General features: G+C 38.4%; 23 protein-coding genes. 5 read left to right on the top strand and 18 right to left on the bottom strand.

Going from position 1 to position 23769, the window contains the following annotated elements; all coding sequences use genetic code 11:
- Genes NZ900_04755 through rpsO form a run of 9 tightly spaced genes read right to left on the bottom strand, consistent with a single transcriptional unit; the run spans position 1 to position 9651 of the window.
- The gene (locus NZ900_04755) at positions 1-834 is read right to left on the bottom strand and encodes a transketolase (GenBank protein ID MCS7233393.1); all 834 of its coding nucleotides are present in this window, start codon (positions 832-834) and stop codon (positions 1-3) included.
- A gap of 4 nt (positions 835-838) precedes the next feature.
- The gene (locus tag NZ900_04750; protein ID MCS7233392.1) at positions 839-1858 is read right to left on the bottom strand and encodes a polysaccharide pyruvyl transferase family protein; all 1020 of its coding nucleotides are present in this window, start codon (positions 1856-1858) and stop codon (positions 839-841) included.
- Entirely contained in the window at positions 1855-3756 is a 1902-nt protein-coding gene (locus tag NZ900_04745) for a DUF5693 family protein (protein MCS7233391.1), read from the bottom strand. Before NZ900_04745 ends, NZ900_04750 begins: the two co-directional genes overlap by 4 nt.
- A gap of 6 nt (positions 3757-3762) precedes the next feature.
- The gene (locus tag NZ900_04740) at positions 3763-4362 is read right to left on the bottom strand and encodes a Maf family protein (GenBank protein ID MCS7233390.1); all 600 of its coding nucleotides are present in this window, start codon (positions 4360-4362) and stop codon (positions 3763-3765) included.
- Complete coding sequence (locus NZ900_04735) at positions 4359-5129, bottom strand: undecaprenyl-diphosphate phosphatase (GenBank protein MCS7233389.1); 771 nt, start codon at positions 5127-5129, stop codon at positions 4359-4361. The genes NZ900_04740 and NZ900_04735 overlap by 4 nt, the downstream gene beginning before the upstream one ends.
- Positions 5116-6768, bottom strand: a complete 1653-nt coding sequence (locus NZ900_04730) for a ribonuclease J (GenBank protein ID MCS7233388.1) — start codon at positions 6766-6768, stop codon at positions 5116-5118. The genes NZ900_04735 and NZ900_04730 overlap by 14 nt, the downstream gene beginning before the upstream one ends.
- Positions 6765-7211: a dUTP diphosphatase gene (dut, locus tag NZ900_04725; GenBank protein ID MCS7233387.1), complete on the bottom strand. Its 447-nt coding sequence runs from the start codon at positions 7209-7211 to the stop codon at positions 6765-6767. Before dut ends, NZ900_04730 begins: the two co-directional genes overlap by 4 nt.
- Before the next feature lie 3 nt (positions 7212-7214).
- Complete coding sequence (locus NZ900_04720) at positions 7215-9374, bottom strand: polyribonucleotide nucleotidyltransferase (protein ID MCS7233386.1); 2160 nt, start codon at positions 9372-9374, stop codon at positions 7215-7217.
- 7 nt (positions 9375-9381) lie between these two features.
- Positions 9382-9651, bottom strand: coding sequence for a 30S ribosomal protein S15 (gene rpsO, locus NZ900_04715; GenBank protein ID MCS7233385.1), 270 nt, complete (start codon positions 9649-9651; stop codon positions 9382-9384).
- Positions 9652-9833: 182 nt separating this feature from the next.
- Between rpsO and NZ900_04710 the strand changes: the two genes are divergently transcribed.
- The gene (locus NZ900_04710; protein ID MCS7233384.1) at positions 9834-11057 is read left to right on the top strand and encodes an FprA family A-type flavoprotein; all 1224 of its coding nucleotides are present in this window, start codon (positions 9834-9836) and stop codon (positions 11055-11057) included.
- Here NZ900_04710 and NZ900_04705 read toward each other — a convergent pair.
- The 3 genes from NZ900_04705 to NZ900_04695 are packed head-to-tail and all read right to left on the bottom strand — an operon-like array spanning position 11029 to position 14455.
- Entirely contained in the window at positions 11029-12330 is a 1302-nt protein-coding gene (locus tag NZ900_04705; protein MCS7233383.1) for an alkaline phosphatase, read from the bottom strand. The two genes, NZ900_04710 and NZ900_04705, sit on opposite strands and share 29 nt — an antisense overlap.
- Positions 12331-12336: 6 nt before the next feature.
- A complete protein-coding gene (locus NZ900_04700; protein ID MCS7233382.1) occupies positions 12337-13797 on the bottom strand; it encodes a PAS domain-containing sensor histidine kinase in 1461 nt (486 codons plus the stop codon).
- The gene (locus NZ900_04695) at positions 13772-14455 is read right to left on the bottom strand and encodes a FadR family transcriptional regulator (protein MCS7233381.1); all 684 of its coding nucleotides are present in this window, start codon (positions 14453-14455) and stop codon (positions 13772-13774) included. Before NZ900_04695 ends, NZ900_04700 begins: the two co-directional genes overlap by 26 nt.
- 255 nt (positions 14456-14710) lie before the next feature.
- Between NZ900_04695 and NZ900_04690 the strand changes: the two genes are divergently transcribed.
- From NZ900_04690 to NZ900_04675, 4 genes are read left to right on the top strand one after another with little or no spacing between them, the layout of a single operon-like run.
- Positions 14711-16177, top strand: coding sequence for an NAD(P)/FAD-dependent oxidoreductase (locus NZ900_04690; protein ID MCS7233380.1), 1467 nt, complete (start codon positions 14711-14713; stop codon positions 16175-16177).
- Complete coding sequence (locus NZ900_04685) at positions 16170-17408, top strand: NAD(P)/FAD-dependent oxidoreductase (protein MCS7233379.1); 1239 nt, start codon at positions 16170-16172, stop codon at positions 17406-17408. The genes NZ900_04690 and NZ900_04685 overlap by 8 nt, the downstream gene beginning before the upstream one ends.
- A complete protein-coding gene (locus tag NZ900_04680; GenBank protein ID MCS7233378.1) occupies positions 17405-17773 on the top strand; it encodes a DUF1667 domain-containing protein in 369 nt (122 codons plus the stop codon). Before NZ900_04685 ends, NZ900_04680 begins: the two co-directional genes overlap by 4 nt.
- Positions 17774-18268, top strand: coding sequence for a hypothetical protein (locus NZ900_04675; GenBank protein MCS7233377.1), 495 nt, complete (start codon positions 17774-17776; stop codon positions 18266-18268).
- Here NZ900_04675 and NZ900_04670 read toward each other — a convergent pair.
- The 6 genes from NZ900_04670 to NZ900_04645 are packed head-to-tail and all read right to left on the bottom strand — an operon-like array spanning position 18248 to position 23768.
- Entirely contained in the window at positions 18248-19912 is a 1665-nt protein-coding gene (locus NZ900_04670) for a radical SAM protein (GenBank protein ID MCS7233376.1), read from the bottom strand. The genes NZ900_04675 and NZ900_04670 overlap by 21 nt on opposite strands.
- Complete coding sequence (locus NZ900_04665) at positions 19909-20238, bottom strand: AzlD domain-containing protein (protein ID MCS7233375.1); 330 nt, start codon at positions 20236-20238, stop codon at positions 19909-19911. Before NZ900_04665 ends, NZ900_04670 begins: the two co-directional genes overlap by 4 nt.
- On the bottom strand, positions 20239-20901 hold the full coding sequence (locus tag NZ900_04660) for an AzlC family ABC transporter permease (GenBank protein ID MCS7233374.1): 663 nt from the start codon (positions 20899-20901) through the stop codon (positions 20239-20241).
- Positions 20867-21838 (bottom strand): ABC transporter ATP-binding protein, encoded by a 972-nt coding sequence (locus NZ900_04655; protein ID MCS7233373.1) that lies wholly within the window; start codon positions 21836-21838, stop codon positions 20867-20869. Before NZ900_04655 ends, NZ900_04660 begins: the two co-directional genes overlap by 35 nt.
- Positions 21835-22731, bottom strand: coding sequence for an ABC transporter permease (locus tag NZ900_04650; protein ID MCS7233372.1), 897 nt, complete (start codon positions 22729-22731; stop codon positions 21835-21837). The genes NZ900_04655 and NZ900_04650 overlap by 4 nt, the downstream gene beginning before the upstream one ends.
- Complete coding sequence (locus NZ900_04645) at positions 22728-23768, bottom strand: ABC transporter permease (protein ID MCS7233371.1); 1041 nt, start codon at positions 23766-23768, stop codon at positions 22728-22730. The genes NZ900_04650 and NZ900_04645 overlap by 4 nt, the downstream gene beginning before the upstream one ends.
- Between the last annotated feature and the right edge of the window lies 1 nt (position 23769).

Raw genomic sequence — 23769 nt, 5'->3', positions numbered from 1 at the left:
CTATGCAACCTCCCCAAGTTCCTCAAGCGCCATTTTAACTTGCTCAGGTGTGGGAGCTTTTCCATGAAATTCATTATTATTTTCCATAAAGGAAACACCCTTACCTTTAACAGTGTGTGCTATTATTATAGTTGGAAATTCCCTAACTCTCTCAACCTTACTAAGCACCTCAAGAATTTGATAAAAGTCATGTCCATCTATCTCAAAAACCTCCCAACCGAAAGCTCTCCATTTAGAGGCTATAGGATAAGGAGAAACTATATCATGAATAGAACCATCAAGCTGCATACCATTATAATCAAGGATAGCAGTAAGATTATCAAGGTGATGGAAGCTAGCAGACATAGCAACCTCCCAAACAATTCCCTCTTGAATTTCCCCATCACCTAAAAGAACAAAAACTCTATAATCCTTTTTATCTAGCTTTCCTGCAAGAGCCATCCCTTGAGCTATAGCAAAACCTATACCTAAAGAGCCAGTAGAAGCCTCAACCCCAGGAGTATCAAGTCTCGAAGGATGTCCCTGAAGGATGGAGCCCAACTTTCTTAACCTCCACAGCTCTTCCCTCGGAAAATAACCGCACAGCGACAAAACTGAATATAACGCTGGAGCAGCATGCCCCTTAGATAAAACAAACCTATCTCTTTCGGGCCAATAAGGATCGCTCGGATTGTGTCTCATTCTTGCAAAATACAGAGAAACGAGTACTTCAACTACAGATAGTGATCCTCCAGGATGTCCAGAACCAGCAAATCCGGTCATCTTTATTATATCCCGCCTAACTTGATTTGCTATGTTTTCAAGGTTCTTGATTAACTCCTTTGAAATTCCCATCATCTTAGCATCTTTCCCTCCCCATCAAGATATCCATACTCTCTACGAAAATAGCTTTTACCTCGCTTCTTAAAAGCTCTACCTTCTTTTTTAATTTTTCTTTTTCCCTATCCCATTTTACCATGAGAGCATCCACATATCTATCTAAGAGGGAGAAACCCTTCTCATCTTCTATATACGGCATTTCTAAAAGATCACATAGATTTTTAATTTTCGGATCATAAGAAATCCCAATAAAAGGAGTAAAAGCCATAGCGGAAATTATAAGAGAGTGCAATCTCATCCCAACTAAAATCTTAAACTGAGAGAAAAAATTTAAAGCCTCCTTCCAATCTTCAAATCCATAAAAGGGCAATTCATATTTTCTAGAAAGATCTAATCCCTCCTCCCGCTCTAAAGAGGGTTGAAAAGAGACAAGCGTCAAAGGTAAACCAGTTTTAATAAGAGAAGAAACAAGAGCATCTAAGTCCCAACTCCATCTCCTAAAAACAAGACATATTCCATTCCTTTCCTTACCTCTCTCTTGATCATAACAAAGAGCAAAAGCAGGATCTGGGGTAAAGAAAAGCTTGCCTTCAGGTACTATATCACTCATGCTTTTGTCTCTTAAAACCACAAGAGATGCCATAGAAGAAAGAAACTTAAGCAACTTCAAATTAAACTTCCTTTTTATAGGCCCAAAGCTTTGTCCGTATAAGAAAATTTTTGCTCCCTTAATAAGAGCTAAAAAGATATGTGAAGCATAAAAAAGCGGACTCCAGGGTCCTGTAACATCCTGAAACAATCCTCCAGGACCGCTTATAAGAATATCACCTTTCTTTATATTTAAAAGGAGGCTTATAAAATTTCCTCTTTTAATTGCCGGCAGCATATGTTCTCTCAATGTATTTTCAGGAGAAGCTGAAAGGACTACGATATCATCCCTCCTAAAGCCCGTTTCTAAAAGTAGATTCTTCAAGGCATCAAGTAACATTTCATCACCTAAATTTCCAAAACCATAATAACCGGATATAAATACCTTCATTTTTTATAAAAAAGATGAAGAACTAAAAGCAAAAGGGCACCCATTACCCAACCGAAGATCACCCCATTTATCGTTCTTAAGAGCGAAAGCAAAAATGGAGTATGTATATGACAAAAGCTATTAATAACTGAAACGGGGGCTATTGTCCCCACCATTATAACCAAAGGCCTATAGTTAGAGAGAAGCTTTTTAGAACTAAGGTATAGAAAGAGAGCTATCGAAGGATATCCTATTAAGAACTCTTTAAAACGGGGACGAGCATAAAGCAATATATCAAGAACATCCCTTGCCTCCCTTTCAATAGAAATTGGCTTTACCACAGGAATATTACCACTTCTAATAAGATAAATCCCAACAATTCCAGACAATGCCAGAAAAACCAAAAACTCTTCCTTCATAAATGGTTCCTTAATCAAGCTCCTTAAATTTCTGCCTTCTTTATGAAGAGCTATTAATCCCGCACTTACAAGGGGGAAGAGATATGCTATCTTGACTCCCTTAAATTGGAAAAGCTTAGACATAAAAAGCGGCTCACCCAGTATAGAAGATATATATACTCCAGCGGAAAGAGAAATTAAGATAGGATAAAGGCTTAAAAATAAGAAGCTCCTTAAATAGGCACTATAGCTATTGTGCATCAAACTTATGGTCTCCTTTTTATCAATAAGAACAAGCATACCCCAAACTGGGAAAATAATAGAAACTAAAAGAGCTAAAAGAGTAAAGCTAAAATAAGATCCTTTAAAGAAATAGAGGAACACGTAAGAAAGGATAGCTAGAGGTAGAAAAAGAAGTATATACTTTTCCCTGAAAATACTAAGATATTTTAGAAATAGTGTAACTCCAGCAAGCGCTCCAAAAGATATCACAAAGGCTATGAAAGAGCTTTTACTGAAATTGGGCAAAGGATTTGGACTACCTAAGACAAAACCAGCCTCTTTTATGGAGCTTATCAGGTTTGATATGTACTTCGCGTTTTCCGCTACTAGGTCTCCCCGGAGATTAAAGAAAAATCTAACATATAAAACTCTCATATTTCTTTCTTTGACCGCTCTCAAATACCTCAAGAGAGCCCTCTCTTTATCATAAATGAGGATTTCTTTCGCATCTATGCTATGAACGAGCAAAACGTTTGGAAAGCTATAAAGAGCGATTTCCTCCTTTCCTATCTGCTTAGCAAATTCAATCAAACCAACCTTATAATTCCTCTTTTTTATCTCAGAAGAAACCTCTTTTAACAGGTTAGGATAACCGAAAGCCTCTTCACCATCAAAGACCAGCACCTTTTCTGTATCCAGCAAATCCATCTCATCAAATATATGTTTTATATAATCTGGATTATTCTCTCTGAAGTTCCTTATCCTCAAGTAAACCTTAAAACCTTCCCTCTTGAGAAGGTCAACCTCATCTTTCGAAAAGCATATAGGAATAGCAATCGTACTTTCCAAGCTCTTCTTAACCTCTATAATAAGCCCTCCTTCAACATCTTTAATTTCAACTTTATCCATACCTATAGCGAAACCCAAGGATAGGAAGATACTCCTTAATAAGTTTTCATCTTTTACTAGAACATAAGTAAAATAGGGTTTAAAATCCCCCTTAAGCCATTGATATCTATCAGCCTCATAACCTTGAAAAAATAAAACCTTCCCCTCTTTATAAAGGTTATCCAAAGTAAGAGCATGTACGGAAACCACATTCGCTCCACTTTCTTTGAGCTTTCTTAAGACTGTTTCAAGTGGAACACCTTCAATAGAGGAAAGAAGCTTAATCTCCTCCATATCTAAAGATACAGAGAAAACCCTATTTTGCAATTCTACACTCACTCTATGGTAGAGAAAATAAAAGCTAAACGCTAAACCCAAGAAAAAAATAAAAAACAGAAACTTACGAAACATAAAGAATCACACCTCCATAAAAAGCGGATCTAAGCCAAACTTGATCAAAAGTCTCCTCAACAAGGCTAAAGGCAACCCAACAACGTTAAAGTAACACCCTTCTATCTTCTTAACAAAAAGCGAAGCTTTACCCTGTATAGCATAGGCACCAGCTTTATCAACCCATTCCCCTGAATCTATATATGCATTTATTTCACTAATAGTAAGCGGATAAAAGCTAACCTTAGTAACTTCAAACCCTGCCTCTGATCTCAATGTTGGAACCTCGATCAATCCTACACCGGAAAAAACCCTATGAGTGTTACCTTGAAGAAGCTGCATCATATTAAAAGCTTCTTCTTTCGAAGATGGTTTCCCTAAGAGAAGCCCTTTGATTTCAACTAAGGTATCCACTCCTATTACTAAAGCATTTTCTCCCTCTTTTAACAGTTTCTCAGAAACGCTTTTAGCTTTCTTAAAAGCAAGCTCAACAACAATATCTTTTGGATCAACAGAATCATATTGGGACTCATCAACATCGATGGGAGATATAACTTCGAAGTCAAGTCCTATCATTTTAAGCAACTCTTGCCTCCGAGGCGATGAAGAAGCAAGTACTATCTTCATGGCATCAAGAGTAACACTAATCCCAAAACCAAACAGTATAAAGAAAACCAATGAAGGTTCTTTTGAATAAAACTTCTCATAAGTAATTTAATAGCAAGAAAGCTGAAGAAAAAAGAAGAGACAAAACCCACAAGTAAAACCAACCAATCTACTCTTTGATTTAAAGAAATTATATCCTTAAGCTCAAATAAAAAGGCTCCTCCAATAGTAGGAATGGCAAGTAGAAAAGAAAACCTAATCGCACTATCCATATCGAGTCCAAGAAAAGAACCACTAAATATGGTTACTCCAGAGCGAGAAAGCCCCGGGAAAACCCCCATACCTTGAGCTATTCCAACAAAGAAACCATCCTTAAAACTAAATCCTTTTAAGTCTCTTATTCCTCCTAGATACTTCAAAGAAAAAAGGAATATAGCAGTAATAAAATAAAAAAGAGCAACTCCCTTTAAAGATATGCTTTCAACCTTCTTTTCGAGCAAAACCCCTATGATCCCTGTTGGAATCAAAGCACCTATTATACTCCACCCGAGTCTCCTGAAATATTCATCTTTAAGGAAAAACCCCTTGATAATAGAAAAAACCATCCTTTTGAAAAGAATAAGAAGAGCGACAAGACTTCCAGCATGAAAGAGAACATTCAAAAAAAGAAGATCTCCTTCCACATTTAAAAGCTTTTCTACTATAAGAAGGTGACCAGAACTGCTTATAGGTAAAAATTCTGTTAGTCCTTGAATTGCTCCTAAAACAAAAGCATCAAATATTTTCATCCTCAGCCCTCATTATTATTGGGATTATAACTGGAAATCTTCCAGTGCTTTCCAAAAAGAGTTTTCTTAAGCACTCAACAATTTTAGCCTCAAGTACACTATCGTTCAAGCCACAAAATTCTTTGAGAATTTTAGTTACTCTATTTTTAGCTTCTTCCATAAGCCCATTCCACTCTCTTTCGTATATAAATCCTTGAGATTCTATTTTAGGTTCACAAAGGATTCTCTTACCATTTAAGGCCACAGAAACAACAACTATCCCATCTCGAGAGAGCCTCTTTCTCTCCCTTAAAACCTCGTTACCCACATCTCCTATTCCTAAACCATCGATCAGTATAGCTCCTGTTTGGATTTTACCCTTAACTTTGGCGCCACTCTCAGAAAGCTCAAGTATATCCCCATTATTTAAAATAAATATATTCTCCTTAGGCAATCCCATCTCTTCAGCTATTTTTGCATGCCTGACCAAATGCCTATATTCTCCGTGAATTGGAATAAAATACTTAGGGCGAGTAAAATTAAGCATAAGTTTAAGCTCTTCCCTACTTGCATGACCAGAAACATGAACTTGCCTATAGGGTTCGTACAGAACTTCCGCACCCCTTTGGAATAGAAGGTTAACAACCTTAGCTACAAGCCTCTCGTTACCTGGTATAGGCATAGCGGATATAACCACTACATCATCAGAAGTAACCCTTACATACTTATGCTCACCAGAGGCCATCAAGCTTAACCCTGAAAGGGGTTCTCCTTGACTTCCAGTAGTTATGATTACAACTTCATGAGGGAAACACATTTCCACTTCCTCAGGAGAAATCAAGGCTTCTTCAGGAAAATTAATATAACCTAAGCTCTTGGCAAGTTCCACAAGCTTAAGCATGCTTTTACCTATTATAGATACCTTTCTACCATATTTTAGCGCTGCATCCATAACCTGTTGAATCCTGTGAATATTGGAAGAAAAAGTAGCAACTATTATTCTTTTACCCCTTTCCCTCATAAAAAGCTCATTTAAAGCAAGTCCTACTTCCCTTTCTGAAGGAGTATAACCTTCATGCTCAGCATTAGTACTATCTGATAAAAGTAAGAGGACCCCCTCATCTCCAAGCTCAGCAAATCTTCTGTAATCTGTAACCTTACCATCAACAGGAGTTTGATCAAACTTAAAATCTCCCGTATGAACCACAAGACCTAAAGGAGTCCTTATAGCCAACCCAACCCCATCAGCTATACTGTGACAAACCCTAAGAAACTCCACAGTGAACGGACCTAAATTTATAACCTCTTTCTCCCTCACAACTCTCTTTTTAAACTCTATACCATCACTGAACTTACTTTCAAGGACAGCCAAGGTCAAAGGGGTTCCAAAAACCGTAACATCTAATTCCTTAAGGATATAAGGAATAGCACCTACATGATCTTCATGACCATGGGTAAGTATTATTCCTAAGACCTTATCTTTATTCTCAATAAGATAACTTATATCCGGTATAACAAGATCAATCCCAGGCATATTCTCATCAGGAAAAGCCAGACCAGCATCTATTACAATTATGCTATTCTCATACTGAAGAAGCATCATGTTCTTGCCTATCTCTCCAAGACCGCCTAAAGGTACAAGTAACAATTTTCCACTCATTTCAAACCAGTATGTCCAAAACCCCCTTCTCCACGATCCGTTTCATCAAGAACCTCCACTTCAACTACTTCAACCTGCTCTACCTTGGATATAACCATCTGAGCAATTCTATCTCCCTTCTTAACGAAAAAAGGTTCCTTACCATGATTTATGAGTATAACCTTTATTTCTCCCCTGTAATCCGAGTCTATAGTTCCGGGAGAATTAAGAACTGTAACCCCATTTTTAAGAGCGAGACCACTTCTAGGCCTGATCTGAGCTTCATATCCTAAAGGCAAAGAAATCCTTATACCCGTAGAAACCGCTTTCCAAGCACCGGGAGGGATCAAAACATCCTCAGAAGCCCTCAGATCTAGACCAGAAGAACCTAATGTAGCATAAGAAGGGAGAGGGATATCGTCCCTCTCCCTTTTAATCCTTAAAACGATCTTTTTATCAGTCAAAAATTACTTCCTCCTAAATTCCTGTGGTTTTCTTATATTAGCTTTTGGAAACTTAGGTTCTACTGAAGATTGACTTGTTCCCTCTGTCGCTTCAAGAACCTTCCTCCTACTTAAAGCTATGCGACCAAGACTATCTATACCTATAACCATAACCTCTATCTCATCTCCCACCTTAACCACTTCCTCAACGCTTTTTACCTTCTTATCGGAAAGCTCAGATATGTGAACAAGACCCATTTTACCAGGCCATATCTCAACAAATGCGCCAAACTTAGTAATTCTAGTCACCTTACCTTTAAAAACATCCCCTTCCTTAACTTCTCTTGCTATATCTTTTATCATCTCTAAGGCCTTTATTCCGCTTTCCTCTGTAGGTGAAGATATATAAACTTTCCCATCTTCTTCTATGTCTATTTTGGCTCCAGTTTTCCTTATGATATCTCTTATTATCTTCCCCCCAGGGCCTATAACCTCGTGAATCCTGTCGGGATCAATCTCAGCAACCATTATCCTTGGAGCGTAGGGAGAAAGGGTCGGCCTAGGCTCAGCTATAACTTCTCTCATCTTTTCAAGAATATAAAGCCTTCCTTCTTTCGCCTGCTCTAAAGCTTGTTCCAAAGTGCCAAATGTTATCCCCTTTATCTTTAAATCCATTTGAAGTGCAGTTATACCTCTTTCTGTTCCAGCCACCTTAAAGTCCATATCCCCGTGATGATCCTCAAGCCCAAGAATGTCGCTTAACACTACTACCTTATCATTTTCCTTTACTAGCCCCATAGCTATACCTGCAACAGGAGATTTAATTGGAACTCCTGCATCCATCAGGGATAAAGTTCCGCCACACACAGTAGCCATAGAAGTAGATCCGTTTGAAGAGAGCACCTCTGAGACAACTCTAATTATATAAGGAAATTCATCCTCCGAAGGTATCACTGCCTTTAAAGCCCTCTCAGCTAGCGCTCCGTGACCGATCTCCCTTCTGCCAGGTCCTCGTAGAGGTCTAACTTCACCAACACTATAAGGTGGGAAGTTATAGTGTAGCATAAATCTCTTTGCCTCTTCCTCACCAAGACCATCTACTATCTGCTCATCACCTACTACTCCTATTGTAGTTATAACAAGAGCTTGCGTTTCACCACGTGTAAATAAAGCAGAACCGTGTGTTCTTGGTAACAAGCCAACCTCACAAGTTATTGGCCTGATATCTTTCCAACCTCTACCGTCAGCTCTTATTCCCTCCTCAACTATCATCTTTCTTACGGTTTCATGAAGAAGAGCGTCAAGCTCCTCCTTAATTTGAAGCTCATAACCTAAAAACTCCTCACCAAGCTCTTTAAAAGCCTCTTGCTGTATCTTAGCTATAGCAGCATTTCTCTCCGCTTTAGCCATTACATTCAACGCTTCCCTTATAGGATGCGCCCATCTTTCCCTTATTCTCCGTGCTAGCTCCTCGTTCCTAGGGGGTAGTTCAACCTTTACTTTTTCCTTACCACACTTTTCTATTAACCTCTCTTGAATCTCTATGATTTTCTTAATGTGCTCATGACCAAATTCCATCGCGTTTATTATAACCTTCTCTGGAAGCTCCTGCGAACCAGACTCTACCATAACTATGGCATCTTTGGTTCCAGCAATAACGAGATCAAGATCGCTCGTTTCAAGTTCAGGCTCAGTAGGATTAACCACAAATTCACCATCAATATATCCTACTCTGACAGCTGCAATAGGTCCCTCAAAGGGTATTTCCGATATACCAAGCGCAAGAGATGCACCATTTATCGCAAGAAGCTCTGGCTGATTTAATTGGTCATAGGAAAGAACAGTTACCACCACATGAACATCATTTCTAAACCCCTTCGGGAAGAGTGGTCTTATGGAACGATCAACAAGCCTTGCACTTAGTATAGCCTTTTCGCTTGGCTTTCCCTCTCGCTTAAAGAAACCACCCGGGATCTTACCAGCAGCATAAAACCGCTCCTCGTAATCCACAAGGAGCGGTAAAAAATCAACTCCCTCTTTAACTTCATCAGACATAACAGCAGTAACTAACACAACTGTTCCGCCATACCTGACAAGCGTAGCACCATTAGCCTGCCAAGCAACTCTACCAATTTCGAAGGAGAGTTCACGTCCTCCTACCTCTCCTCCCACAACCTCTATCATTTTAGAACTACCTCCTGAGGCCAAGGCGCTTTATAAGCTCAAAATACCTACGTGCATCCTTTTCTCTAAGATAATTAAGCAACCTGCGCCTTTTACCAACCATTTTAAACAAACCTCTTCTTGAATGGAAATCCTTTGGATGTTGCTTTAGATGTTCTGTTAACCTATTAATTCTCTCTGTAAGAACAGCAATCTGCACTTCTGGAGATCCCGTATCAGACTCGTGGAGTCTAAACTCTCTTATTATACTTTCCTTTTCCTCCTTAGTTAAGGACATTCAAAGTTCCCCCCTTTATCATTTTTTATCCTCCAACCAAGCCCATCGCTGGGGACAACGGTGAGCTTAGATGAAGGTCTATTTCTTATACATTATACCACAAAAAGAAAAAAGGAGTTGTTACTTAGATACTCTTCTGATACAATTCTAAAAGTAAACAAACTTCAAAAGGGGGGATAAATATGCCTAAGGTGTGGATTAAAAAGCTTTTTGAAGAACCGGAGATACACTTACTTAGAATCGATGATGACAAAATAAAGTTCTTCGAAGCTATATGGGACATACCAGAGGGAATAACCTATAATGCATATATAATGAAAATAAAGGATAATATTGTCTTGTTTGACACATGGAAGGATACCTATTCCCGTGAGTTTCTCGACGCCATCAAAAGCATAGTTAATCCAGAGGATATAACCCATATAGTTGTTCACCACACAGAACCAGACCATAGCGGAGCTTTACCAGTATTGTTGGAAGCTAACAAGAAAAAGGCACAAATCATCTGTTCCTCCCTTGCCAAAAAGCTTTTAGATGCCTTTTATGGCATAAGGGAAAATATAAAAACTGTAGAGGATGGAGAAGAAATTGAGTTAGGAAATAATAGGCTCAAATTCATTTATGTTCCATGGCTCCATTGGCCAGACACAATTATTACTTATCTTCCAGACAAAGGAATCATCTTTGGATGTGATGTAGGAGGAGGCTATTCCATTCCAGACAATATAGACGACGCGAATGAAGCTAACATAGAAAAATATCTTAAGCATGTCACTAAATACATAGTAACGGTTATAGGACATTACAAGAAATACATTCCTGAGAATTTCGAAAAACTCGAGGGCATGGGAGTATTAAACAACCTCAAAGCTATTCTCCCAGGACATGGACTAATATGGATGAAGGAACCCATGAAACTACTCGAACACTATGCAAAAGTAGCAAAAGGCGACCCTCAAAAAGAAAAGGCTCTGGTGATATACGACTCCATGTATGGTTTCGTTGAAAAGGGAATAACAATAGCAATAGATGAATTAAAGAAAAGCGGAACTAAACCCCTAGTTTACGGTTTCACTGATACCAATTCCCCAGCCCTTAGCGAAATATTAAAAGAAATACCAGATAGCAAATTCATAATCTTTGGTTTTTCAACTTACGAAGCAAGTTTACATCCCATAGCTAAATATCTAATTTATGAAATATTAGATAAGGCTAACTATGAAAAACCAGTCTTAGCATTAGGTAACTTTGGATGGGCAGGAGCTTTAAAAAGAGAGCTTCAAAAGCTTCTTAAAGATTCCGATTTAAAACTCGTAGACATTATAGAAATCAACGGGAAAACCAAAGAAGAAGATGAACTCAAAATTAGAGAAGGAATCAAAAAACTAATCCAGCAATTCTCATAATATTTTTGGCTACATCAGTATTATCTATAAAGCCTTCAAAAAGTTCAGCTCCTACTCCATGAGCAAAAATAGGAACGCTGGTAGCAGTATGTCCTGCCGTTTTCCATTTGATCCCTGCTTTTTCATTTAAAATCCGTATCAGCTTAAAGGTTAACTTCCTTTCATCTTCTTCAAGTAAATTTGCTTCTCTCTCGCTTATGGTAAAACCAAAGCAGTTTTCTATTAATGAATAGAGTCTTCTTTTATCATAAGGTTTAGACTTTAGTCTAAAAAGCTCCATATTGAACTTAGCATAAGAAACCTTTTGAAAAGCAAGGTATTTATATTTTTTCTCAGAAAGATCCAATTCCATACCGCCAGTTTCATGATCTGCTGTAACTACAATTAGAGTTTCTCTTGGATGCTTATTATAGAAATCCAAAGCTACTTTGATAGCTTCGTCAAAAGACTTAACCTCAGCAATGGCTGTCATTGCATCATTAGCATGACAGGCCCAATCAATCTTCCCTCCCTCAACTATCATAAGGAAACCAGAGGAACCGTAAAGGCATTCAATTCCTATCCTTAACAAGTCTGCTAAGGATAAAGAGCCGAGCGGACGATCTATCTCATAGTATAGCGTCGGAGCTTGATCTAAAACTATTACCTTATTTTTATTAGATTTTAACGACTTGAGCTCTCTCTCCCCCTTTATGATCGAATATCCCTTCTTCTCAGCAAGTTTCAATATATCAGGTTTTCCTTTTCTATATCTATCGGAATTCCCCAAGGGTCTGCCACCAACGAAATAGTCAAAACCGCTACTTATTAAATCTAGAGAAATCTCGTAATAATTCAACCTGCTTGGTTGATTAGAATAAAAGGCTGCAGGAGTAGCATCATCTAATGGAGTATTGGTTATTATCCCTACCTTCATGCCTCTTTCTTTTGCCATATAAGCAATGGTCTTAAGTTTTTCAGTCTTCAAGGGATCCATACCTAATATTCCGTTCAATGTCTTATAACCAGTGGCTAATGCAGTAGCGGAAGCAGCAGAATCAGGAACCTCTTTATTGGCTGCGTAAGTGGCCACTTCCCCTTTTACTTTAAGATTACACATTGTTAAACTTCCGTAAAACGCTTCAGCCAACTTAACCTGAGGGAAACCCATTCCATCTCCTATAAATAAGAAGATGTACTTTGCATTTAAAGAGGCATTTACCATCCCAAAGGGGATAAATAAAAGAGCAAAAATGGGGATTAAAAAGACTAGAAAAAGTTTAAACCTAAACATGCTCACCTAAGAAGAGCTTTCTTTTTTCATTTCTCCCCTTTTAAAGGGAAGCTTAAGACAGAAAAGGCTTCCTTTCTCGCTTTCTCCTAACCAGAGATCGCCTTTCATAAGTTTAGCTAAGGTCTTTGATATATAAAGACCCAAACCTAACCCTTTATAAGAGGTAGAAAATCGCTTAAAAGGCGAAAATACTCTATCCTTGATTTCTTCAGGAATTCCAGGCCCGCTATCTCTAACTAAAAAAAGAATCTCCACCACCTCGTCCTCTCTTATCTTCTTAACGGAAAGCTCCACAAAACCTTCAGTAGTGACCTTAGCGGCATTAACAAGAAGATTAAGCAAAATCTGCTCAAGCTTAGGAGAGTCCCCTAAAAGCATATAGGGAAACTCAGGAATATCTAACTTAAATTCCACTCCCTCTTTAAGATAGGGAGATATAACTACATAAATATTATCAATCACCTCATTAAGATCGAAGGGTTCTTCTAAAACCTCAAGCCTACCTGACCTAATTCTATAAGAGTAGATAAAATTTTCAAAAAGCCTTCTAACTCCATGAACACTTACGCAAGCTTTCTTAAGGAGATTAGTTTGAAACTCGTTCAAGCCACTTTCAGATAAAAGCTCAAGAAAGGATATAGCGCTTCCTACAAGAGCTCTAATATCATGCCCAAGCATACTTAATGACGCATCTTTATCTTCTAATTCACCGCCAACTGAGTTTAGAAAGCTTGATCTTATCATTATACCTTCTCTTCCTTTTAGGCTACCATCTTTATCATAAATCCCTCTAATTATGGAAGTCACCCAAACCGGAGTACCATCTGCTCTTTTCAATAGAACCTGCCGCACTCTAACACTATCCTTCTCTAGAAGAACCCTATTTATCTCCCTAAAAAGGTTATCAGCCGCAACTCTATCAAAATGAATTTCGTAAACTTCCTTACCTATTAAATCTTTAGCAGAATAACCAAGAATTTCTTTTGCACCTTCATCATCGATAAATTCAAATCTATTATCCATACTTATCCTAAATAACGCAGAAGGAATATCTCTAAGGAGATTAAAATATATCTCTCTATCAAGAGGCAACTTAACAATTGCTGCAAAGATAATAGGTTCCTTTTCCTCGTATACCAATTTACCTTTCATAACAGCATAAAAGGACGAACCCTGCTTTGAAAAGAGACAAAAATTGTAAGAAGCGATCTCTTCTCCTTTCTTCAAGCGTTCCAAAAATTTAGTAAATGCCTCTTTCCCTCCAATTACACCCTTAGGGCCGTGACAAAACTCCCATAAAAAAACTTTTCCTTTCACTTCTTCCGCAGTAACACCTAAGAGCTTAGAAGCTGCCTCGTCTAGGTAAATAACCAAACCATCCTCCCTTAATTTCAAAAAACCAATCTCAAGCTCACAACCAAAGCTTTCCGATAATGTCAAATTATTGACTACTTTCTCTCCTCCCATAAAGCTTATCTATCATCTCCCTTACATTCCTTACATGCTCTAAATCTGCCTGAAAAGCCCCTTCCTCGTCCTTTGAGGCTATAGCTTCGAAGATTTTCTTATGCTCCCTAAAAGATCTCTCTTTCCTTCCTGGAACCTTCAAAGTGTTTTCCCCAAGGCTCTTAATGATGTTAAGATAATCCATAGTAATGTTTACAAGCAGAAAATTATGAGTCGCTTTAGCAACCTCAAGATGAAAATCCTGATCATACCTAACCATTTCCTCAACGGAAAGCTCCTTTCTTTTTTCCATAGCCTCTACGATTTTACCAATCCTATCCACATCCTCAGGTTCAGCACATCTAGCAGCATACTTCGTTATGGTCGGTTCAAGAAGCTCTCTAGCCATAAGCGCCTCATAGAAAACCTTAGGGCTATCCCTATCTACCTCAGGAATGGGCCGAGCAAACCTTCCCCTCCCCAAAACCGTTTCCACAAGTCCCATAGACTCAAGAAGCCTAAAAGCTTCTCTTAAAGATGCTCTACTTATGCCAAAAATATGCAAGAGCTCCTCCTCTGACGGAAGTCTTTCGCCAGGTTTAATTTTACCTGTCAATATCCAATCTCTAATTTCCTCCGCAACCTCTTCATAAATTCTCTTAGGTTTAAAAATAGGCATCAACCTAACAACTCCTTTAGATCAAAAACAAATCACTTTTAAACATAAGCATGCGCAATTTACGACACCATTAAACAAAAGAATACTCTTCCTTGCATTGACAGCAAATCTTTTAAAATCAATCACTTTAAGTATATCAAGTTGTCACCCTTAAGTCAACATGATGAAAATTTAATTCCGTTTACCTCTTGACAAACTTAATACACTCAGTATACTTACATTTAAATACACTCATTTAAGGTGGGAGGTGAAAAAGTGTTTGATGTAGGAATAGTTGGTGGAGGAGCTGTTGGATCATCAATAGCTTATGAATTATCAAGATTTGATCTCAAAATAGCAGTTTTCGAAAAGGAGCCAGATGTATGTTTTGGAGCGAGTGGTAGAAATAGCGGTGTCGTTCATGCAGGGTTTTACTACCGTCCTGGATCGCTTAAAGCGAAACTTTGTGTTGAAGGAAACAAAAAAATAAAAGAGTGGATAAAGATCCTTAAGGTCCCCTTTAAACCCACAGGAAAAGTCCTCGTTGCTTTCGAGGAAGATGAAGTAAAAGAGCTTTATAAACTTAAAGAAACAGGAGACACTAATGGAGTCGAAGGATTGGAAATAATTAGAGGAAGCGATAATGTGGAAAAAATATGCCCAGGTGTAGGTGGAGCAATAGCATGTATGTATTCTCCTGCAACTGCTATTTTTTCACCTTATCTTTTAACTATAGCTCTTGCTGAAACTGCCCTTTTAAATGGAGTAAAATACTTCTTAAACTGTAAGATAGTAGAAGTAAGAAAAGAAAACGGAGTATTTAAACTCAAAAGCCAAAAGGGAGACAAATATGAGTGTAGATGGCTTATAAACGCCACTGGCGTGTTTTCGGCGGAGTTCTCAAAGTTAGTAGGTATTGATAGTTATAGAATTTACCCCTGCAGAGGAGAATACTTACTCCTTGATAAAACATTAGGTCCTCTCCTTAAAATGCCTATATATCCTGTCCCAAGTAAAGAGGTTGGAGGGCACCTAGGAGTTCATATAACACCTACTGTAGAGGGCCCTATAACGGTAGGCCCTTCAGCAGAGTACATAGAGGATCCAGAAGACTATGAAAGTACCCCTGAAGTAATGGAAAAGCTATTTGAAGGAGGCCACAAGCTCTGGCCCTACTTTAAAAGAAGCGATGTAATAAGGACTTTCTCAGGTATAAGAGCTAAACCAGTTCCACCCGGAGATAAAACTTTCCATGACTTTGTGATAAAAGAAGAGGAAAGTATTCCAAACTTCATAAACTTAATTGGTATAGAGTCGCCAGGATTAACAAGCGCTCCTGCTATAGCAAGAGTGGTAAAGGAGATGATAGAGAAGAAGGAAACTTTACTGCCTAAAGAAAAATTCATACCTTCAGCACCTCGCCTCGAAAAATTTGAAGAGCTTCGGGAAGAAGAAAAACAAAGAAAAGTGAAGGAAGACCCGGCTTACGGAGAAATAATCTGTAGATGCGAGAAGATAACCAAAAGAGAGATAATAGAAGCCATAGAAAACCCTCTGGGAGCTAAAACATTAGCAAGCATAAAATATAGAGCAAGATCTATGATGGGAAGATGTCAAGGGGGCTACTGCATGCCTAAGATAATAGAAATCCTTGAGAGAGAGTTTGGATACAAACCAGAAGATTTTCAGCTTCACAAAGAGGGATCTTGGCTATTCTCAGGGAGGATGAGAAAATATGATTGAAAGAGACGTAGTAATAATAGGTGCGGGACCAGCTGGTTTAGCTTGCGCAACCAGACTAAAGGAAATAGGAGTTAACGACGTACTTTTGGTAGAAAGAGAAAAAAAACTGGGAGGCATATTAAACCAATGCATTCATGATGGCTTTGGATTACATAAATTTAAAGAAAGTTTAACAGGTCCAGAGTATATAGATAAATATTTAGAAAAGCTCATTAACTATAAAGTGGATATTCTCTCTGATACTATGGTAGTTAATCTTTTCCCAGATAAAAGCATGATACTCAGCGGCCCATGGGGAAGAGAAAAAATAAAAGCAAAAGTAATCGTTCTGGCGATGGGTTGCAGAGAGAGAACTGCTGGAGCAATATGGCTTGCAGGAACCAGACCCGCAGGAATATACACAGCTGGAGTGGCTCAAAGGCTGATGAACATAGACAATTACATGATTGGAAACGAAGTGGTCATTCTTGGCTCTGGAGATGTAGGCCTTATAATGGCAAGAAGATTAACGCTAGAAGGAGCTCGAGTCCTTATGGTGCTAGAGAAATTACCTTACTCAAGCGGTCTACCGAGAAATATTGTGCAATGTCTTGAAGACTATAACATTCCTTTATATCTTAAAACCACAGTAACTAAGGTTCACGGAAAAGCAAGAGTTGAGGGAGTAACCTATGTAAAATTGGATGATGAGGGAAAGATAATCCCTAACAGTGAAAAGTTTGTAAAATGCGATACACTTCTACTCTCTGTCGGACTCATACCAGAAAATGAGCTATCAAGAGAAGCTGGTATCCCAATTCACCCAGTAACTGGTGGTCCTATAGTAGATGACACCTATCAAACTAACATAGAGGGCGTATTTGCAGCTGGAAATGTTCTTCACGTGCATGATTTAGCCGACTGGGCATCAATGGAAGGAGAGCTTGTAGCGGAATTTGCAAAACGTTACCTTGAAGGAAGTTTACCAAGATCCAAAAATTGGATAGACGTAAAAGCAGGTGAAGGAATAAGATATGTGCTACCACACAAGATTTCTGGAAAATTAGACGTAAACTTCTTATTTAGAGTAAGCTATCCATCAAGAAATAGATATATAGTTATAAGAGACGGTAATAACAGAGTAATAAAGAGAAAGAGAATAATAAACCTTCATCCTGCTGTGATGGAAAATATCGAAGTTAAAGCAGAAGAACTGAAAAGTGCGGAAAAGTTAGAGGTGATGATAGAATGATAAGAGAAATGGTTTGTATATTGTGTCCAAATAGCTGCAATCTTATAGTTGCTCGTGATGATAAAAACCCCAACGGGCTAAAAATCGATAATGCTCTGTGCTCCAAGGGTAAAGATTACGCTTATAATGAAATCTTTAACCCTAAGAGAACAATAGCCTCAAGCGTTCTGGTCGAAGATGGAGACCTACCTTTGGTAAGTGTTAAGATAGATAAAGCTATACCAAAATACAAAATATTCGATGTAATGAAAGAAATAAAAAATACAAAAGTTAAAGCACCAATAAAAGCTGGGGATATAATAATAAAGAATGTTGCAGGAACAGAAGCTAACGTTATAGCTACGAAAAGCATAAATAGAGCCTAAATGGTTTTCCCAGCAATAGCTTCAATTTGGTTTCTACTTGAAAGAGGCTGGAACTTCTTCATAAGCGGTGAAAGAAATCTAGAATATCTCCTTATGGTTTCTTTCACCGCCCTTATACTAATTTACGGAGGTTACATAACTTTCTTTGAAAGTGAAAATCTCTGGGGAAGCCTAATAGCTTTTTTAGGTGTAACTTTAAGGATATGGGGAAGAGCTGTTTTAAAGGAAAGCTTTTCAGTGAGGTTGAAAAAACCAGAAAAGCTTATTAAAAATGGCCCTTACGCTTTAATAAGACATCCCCTTTATTTGGGACTTGCCCTTCTATGTTTAGGTGGAGTTACCGCCTCTGAATCGAGGCTTCTTATTTTACCCTTCTCTCTCAACCTCTTTATTCTTATAAGAAAGATAATTAAAGAGGAAAAGGTCCTAGAAGAACTACCTGAGTTCAAGGATTACAGGAAAAGAACATGGAGACTAATTCCCTTCGTTTGGTAACTCTAAAAACTCAAGAAAAAACTCCAATATCTTAGGATCATCAAGAGAATTTATTAATTCTCTCTTGCTATTAAAGGGTCGAGCTTGAATTATCCGCTTAGCCCTTCCTTTTCCTATACCAGGTATAGCCTCAATGGCACTAAAAGGCGCTTCATTAATCTTAAAAGGAATAGGAAGTGCCGTTAGAGATCTATATCCATAATCTATAACGAAAACGTCTAATTCCTCTCCAATTTTTAGGGGCATAGGAATCCCAACAAGTAAGGGATAGCTGCCCAAGGCTCTCCCAAAACTTAAATTCCCTCGAACCTCTTCAACTATTACTCCTTTTATAATTGATCCTGGCGGCGCAACCTTCTTAAGCATAGCAAAATCTATCTCTTCTCTGACCCTTTGTTTCCATATATCAAAAAGCCTTTTATTAATCTTAGGAGGCTTACCTCCTAACATCTCATAAAGAGGAGTATCTTCAAAAGCTACAACCTGCCTTATGTTTATCCTCCTCAAAAGGAAACCCTTATCTAAAACCTCTTTTAAAAAACTAAAGTTTAATTCATAAGTTTTATAGCTTTCACCAGGTAACCCATAAAGAAGGTTAACTCCTGGGAGAAGCTTAGGAAGCTCCTTTCCCTCCCTCCATCCCCCTGCTTTATTAATGATCTCTATAGCTTTCAATGCTTCATCCCTGGTTGCTTTTAAGTTATTTTTCTTTATAACCTCAGGATCAACACTTTCAACCCCGAGAGGAGCAGTATCACCAGCTGTATTGTAAATGGATATCACCTTAGCTATCTCAAAAGACTCCTCAGGAAAGTTTGCTATATACCAGGGATTAGCATTATCCATATGTAATACTTTAATTTCAGGAGCTACCTCCCTTATACCCTTATAAAGATATTCAACAGCCTTAACATTTGGTCTCTCTCCGCCCATATATGCAAAAAGGTTAGGTTGTCTACCAAGCCTGAAAGCTCTACAACCAACCTCATAAAGAGAAGAAACCTCTTCTATCACATCTTCAGGAGGCCTATACTCAACAAAACCAAGCAATCCTTCTGTGCAAAAGGAACAGTGCAAAGCTCTCTCACAACCTCTACCAGTTTCAATTTCACATATTATCTTTGGGAACCTATCATGAAGCCTAATTATATAAGCTCCTAGCGACGCCCACCGCTTTAAATCCTTATAACTTCTTCTTGCAAAGGGGTCTAACCTCCCTCTAAGATAAGAATCCAAAACAGAGCAAGGATCTCCCAATGCTAACAAATCAAAGGAAAGGCCTTTAACTCCTACTGCCTTCTTACCACCCTTAAGAGAATAACCATGCTTGATAGGTCCACACAAAATCTTAAAAGGGCGCTTAACAGAAGAGGCTATACTTTCCAACTCAGTTAAGGTTAATGGTGTTCCTCCTCTATATCTACCTGGTACTGTGAGGCCTGATATAACTATAAGCAGATCATAAGAATTCAAGAAGCTAAACTTATTTTCCTTAACTCTCCAAGAATCAACCGTTATATAATCAGACTCTATTCCATGAGAAAGTAAAACCCCAGCTATATACCTAGGATATGGAGATATATATGGAGAAACACCAAAGCAAGCTGGTTCATCTACATAACCATCGAAAATTAAGACCTTCATGTTGATATCACTACAGAAAGCAACCAGTGAATAACAATCCCAAATAGAACAGATAAACCTAAGCTTTTCCATTTCTTATAAGATATAAAAACAAAGATCAAAGCAGAAATATTAAGGCCAAGTTCCCTAACATTTACGGGAAAACTTACAAGCGACGTGACGAAAAGAGCAGACATTAAAGCCATCGACGAATGTCTTAAGAACTCCTCAAGATGAGGTAATTTATTTAACACACCCTTAAAGTATAAAGGAAGAAGCCTTGCTGAATAAGTTAAAATAGCAATGATAGCAATAACAAAAATATTATGCTCAAGCAAGCTCTTCACCTATCCCTTAATTTTTGATACCAAAAAGGGGGTCAAAATCCCCGCACACATGACCCCTAAGGGAGTATATCCAAGACAGTGAAAAACTAAAGCAATAACTCCACCAATTAGAGTAGAAAGCTTCCTTTCATCCTTAAAACCAGGTATTAGAAGAATAAAGAATAATATTGTAAGAGAAAACATAAGCGAGTTAGCCAAATCCTTTTTAACTAATAAAAGCTCTCCTCCCAAAACACCTATCAGAGTCCCTAAAAACCAGGAAACGTAAGCCCCTACCTCAAGACCCCAAATAAATTCCTCACTCTCTGACATGTTAGCCGAAACAGCAAAAACCTCATCAGTTAAACCAAATGCAGTCAAAAATGGCATTTTTATATCATATCGATAAGAAATAATACAACCGTAAATCAAATGCCTCAAATTTAGTAAGACGGGAATGATTATCGCACTTTCAAAAGAGTGCTTAATAAGAGATATCATTGCAAACTGGCTAGCTCCCGCAAATATAAGCAAAGATGATAAAATAGCTTCTAACTTATTAAGCCCAACTGCAGTTGCCGAAATCCCAAACGTTACGGCCACTGGTATATATCCAAGCATTATTGGAATACTACACAATAGTCCCTTTTTAAACACCGTCATAAAACTTCCAGCACCTGACAAGACGACCCCCCTCCACATCAAACATTGGAGGTTCTTCCTCACAAAGAGAAAAAGACTCCTTGCATCTATCTTTAAATCTGCAACCTTTAGGGAAATTAAGGATATTCGGAACAGACCCAGGTATAGAATAAAGTCTCCTTTCTTCCTTATCCAGGCTAGGCAAAGACTTTAAAAGCGCAAACGTATAGGGATGAAGAGGCTTATCAAAAACAGAGTATACATCTCCTATCTCTATTATTTTACCTCCATACATTACTCCAACCCTGTCAGAAACCTCAGCTATAACCCCAAGGTCATGAGTTATAAACAAGATGGATGCCCTATACTCTTTTCTTAATTCCTCCATAAGCTCAAGTATTTGGGCTTGTATCGTAACATCCAAGGCGGTAGTAGGTTCATCAGCTATAAGTAATCTAGGATTATTTATCAAAGCCATAGCTATCATTGCTCTTTGTCTCATACCTCCAGACATCTGATAGGGATATTCTTCAGCTCTCCTCCTCGGATTCGAAATGCCAACTTTACTCAACATCTCAATTGCCCTCTCCCAAGCCTCCTCCAAACTTATCTCTGGATTATGAACCAACACTGCTTCAGCTATCTGGAAACCTATTGTATAGACGGGATTTAAAGCAACCATTGGCTCCTGAAATATCATAGAAATCTTCCTGCCTCTTATGCTCCTCATTTCCTCGGGAGATTTCTTTAAGAGATCTTCTCCTTCAAGAATAACTTCCCCTCCAACTATCCTTCCTGGATAAGGAACAAGCCTCATTATAGATAAAGCAGTCATACTTTTCCCACAACCTGATTCTCCAACAAGACCAAAAACCTCTCTCTCATTTACGAAAAAGGAAACATCATCTACAGCTTTACCCACCCCCTCTTCCATAAAAAAATATGTCTTCAAATTCAAAACCTCAAGAAGCTTTCTCATTCTCTAACCTTAAGCCCCCTAAGTCGAGGATCAAGAATATCCCTTATAGCATCACCTAAAAGATTCCAACCTAAAACAAAAAGAGCTATCGCCCCTCCCGGATAAAGGAAAGTATACCAGTACTTAAGAGCTTCTCCAGGCGCTCCTACTATCCAGTTCCTTGCATAAGAGATCATCTGTCCCCAATCAGCATAACCATCAGGAGCTCCAACCCCAAGGAAACTTAAAGCTGAAGCTGTAACAACCATAGAACCCATATTCATAGAGGCCTGAATCACTATTGGATATATTGTGTTAGGAAGTATATGCTTAAATATTATCTTAAAGGTGCTAACTCCTATTGCCTTAGCTGCTAGAACGTAGAGCTCTTCTTTAGCAGAAAGAAAACTCCCCCTAATCAATCGAGCATACCCCATCCAACCGAAAACTACAAGAGCTATCATAACCTTGTCCAGTCCCTTCCCGAGTATGGTTGTAAGCACCATAGCAGCAACCAAAAATGGAAATGCCATAAATATATCTGTTATTCTCATTATAAGTTCATCTATCCAACCCCCAAAGTAACCAGAAATAGAACCAACGATAACACCAATCAAAGCCGAAAAAACAACTGTTATAAACCCAACCTTAAAGGCCGTCCTCGACCCCCAGACTATCCCATAAAAGATGTCATATTGTCCCTCTGTTGTACCAAATGGATGTTTTTCCGAAGGAGGAGAGGGCTCTATAGCCCATCCAGCCTTAGGAAGAAGATAGGGCTCATCAGGATACTCAGGAGGAGCTATAAGAGGAGCAAACAAGGCTATAAAAGCAAAAAATGAAACCAAAACGATCCCCAAAAGCGATGTAGGATTCCTCACGAGCTTCAACAAAACTTGAGAAAAACCTATCATTCAAGCCTCACCCTTGGATCCACTATGGCATAAAGAATATCAACTATAAGATTACCTAAAACTAGAAGCAAAGCATCAAATAGAGTTATTCCAAGAATAAGAGGATAATCAAGCTGTTGAGCCGCAGAAGCAGCAAGCCTACCTATTCCTGGATAATCAAAAATAGTTTCTGTTATCACAACCCCACCAAGAAGCCCCAAAACCATCATTCCTGCAACCGTAACTACAGGTATAAGAGCGTTTCTTTTAGCATGTCTATGAATTACAAGCTTTTCAGGAACCCCTTTAGCTCGTGCAGTAACTACATATTCCTTATGAAGAGCCTCAAGCATACTTGAGCGAGTAATCCTCAATATGAAAGCCCACCACAGATAAGACAAGGTTATAATAGGACCTACAAGGTGCTTTAAAGCATCTAAAGCTACACTTAATTCACCATTTAAAAGACCATCAATCACATAAAGCCCTGTGTATGCCTTAAAATCCGGTGAACTCACAATATTCTGAGCCCAAAGGGACAATCTTCCTGGTGGAAATAAACCTAAAACACCATAAAGGAGGAAAAGAACAAGTATTCCAAAAACGAAAGATGGCATTGACCATCCCACAACTGCAAAAACTCTTATAGCTTGATCTAATAGTCTATCTCGGTGAACTGCTGAAATTACTCCAAGCTGTATTCCAATCCATATCACGGGGAAAACAGCAAATAGCGCAAGCTCAAGCGTTGCTGGAAACCTGTTTAGTATGGCATCTTTAACTGGTTGATGGGCTACTTCCGACCAACCCAGATCAAACTTTAAGACCTTCTTAAGCCAATCAAAATACTGAACGGCGAGAGGTCTATCCAATCCATACCTTTTTATTAACCTATTTAGATCCTCAGTAGTAAGGTTTTTTAACTCCTCAGGACTTTTTATGTAAGCAGAAAGCCTTTGAACAGGATCGAGAAACTGCATCATGAAGAAAACAAGAAAAGTAACCCCTAACAAAATAAAAGGCAGGATTAAAAGCCTTCTTAAAATATAAGCTATCATA

This window comes from Synergistota bacterium (assembly GCA_025060595.1).
Classification (GTDB): Bacteria; Synergistota; GBS-1; order GBS-1; family GBS-1; genus 42-11.
The sequence above is the reverse complement of the archived record's forward strand: the minus strand, read 5'-3'. Positions and strand labels throughout refer to the sequence as shown.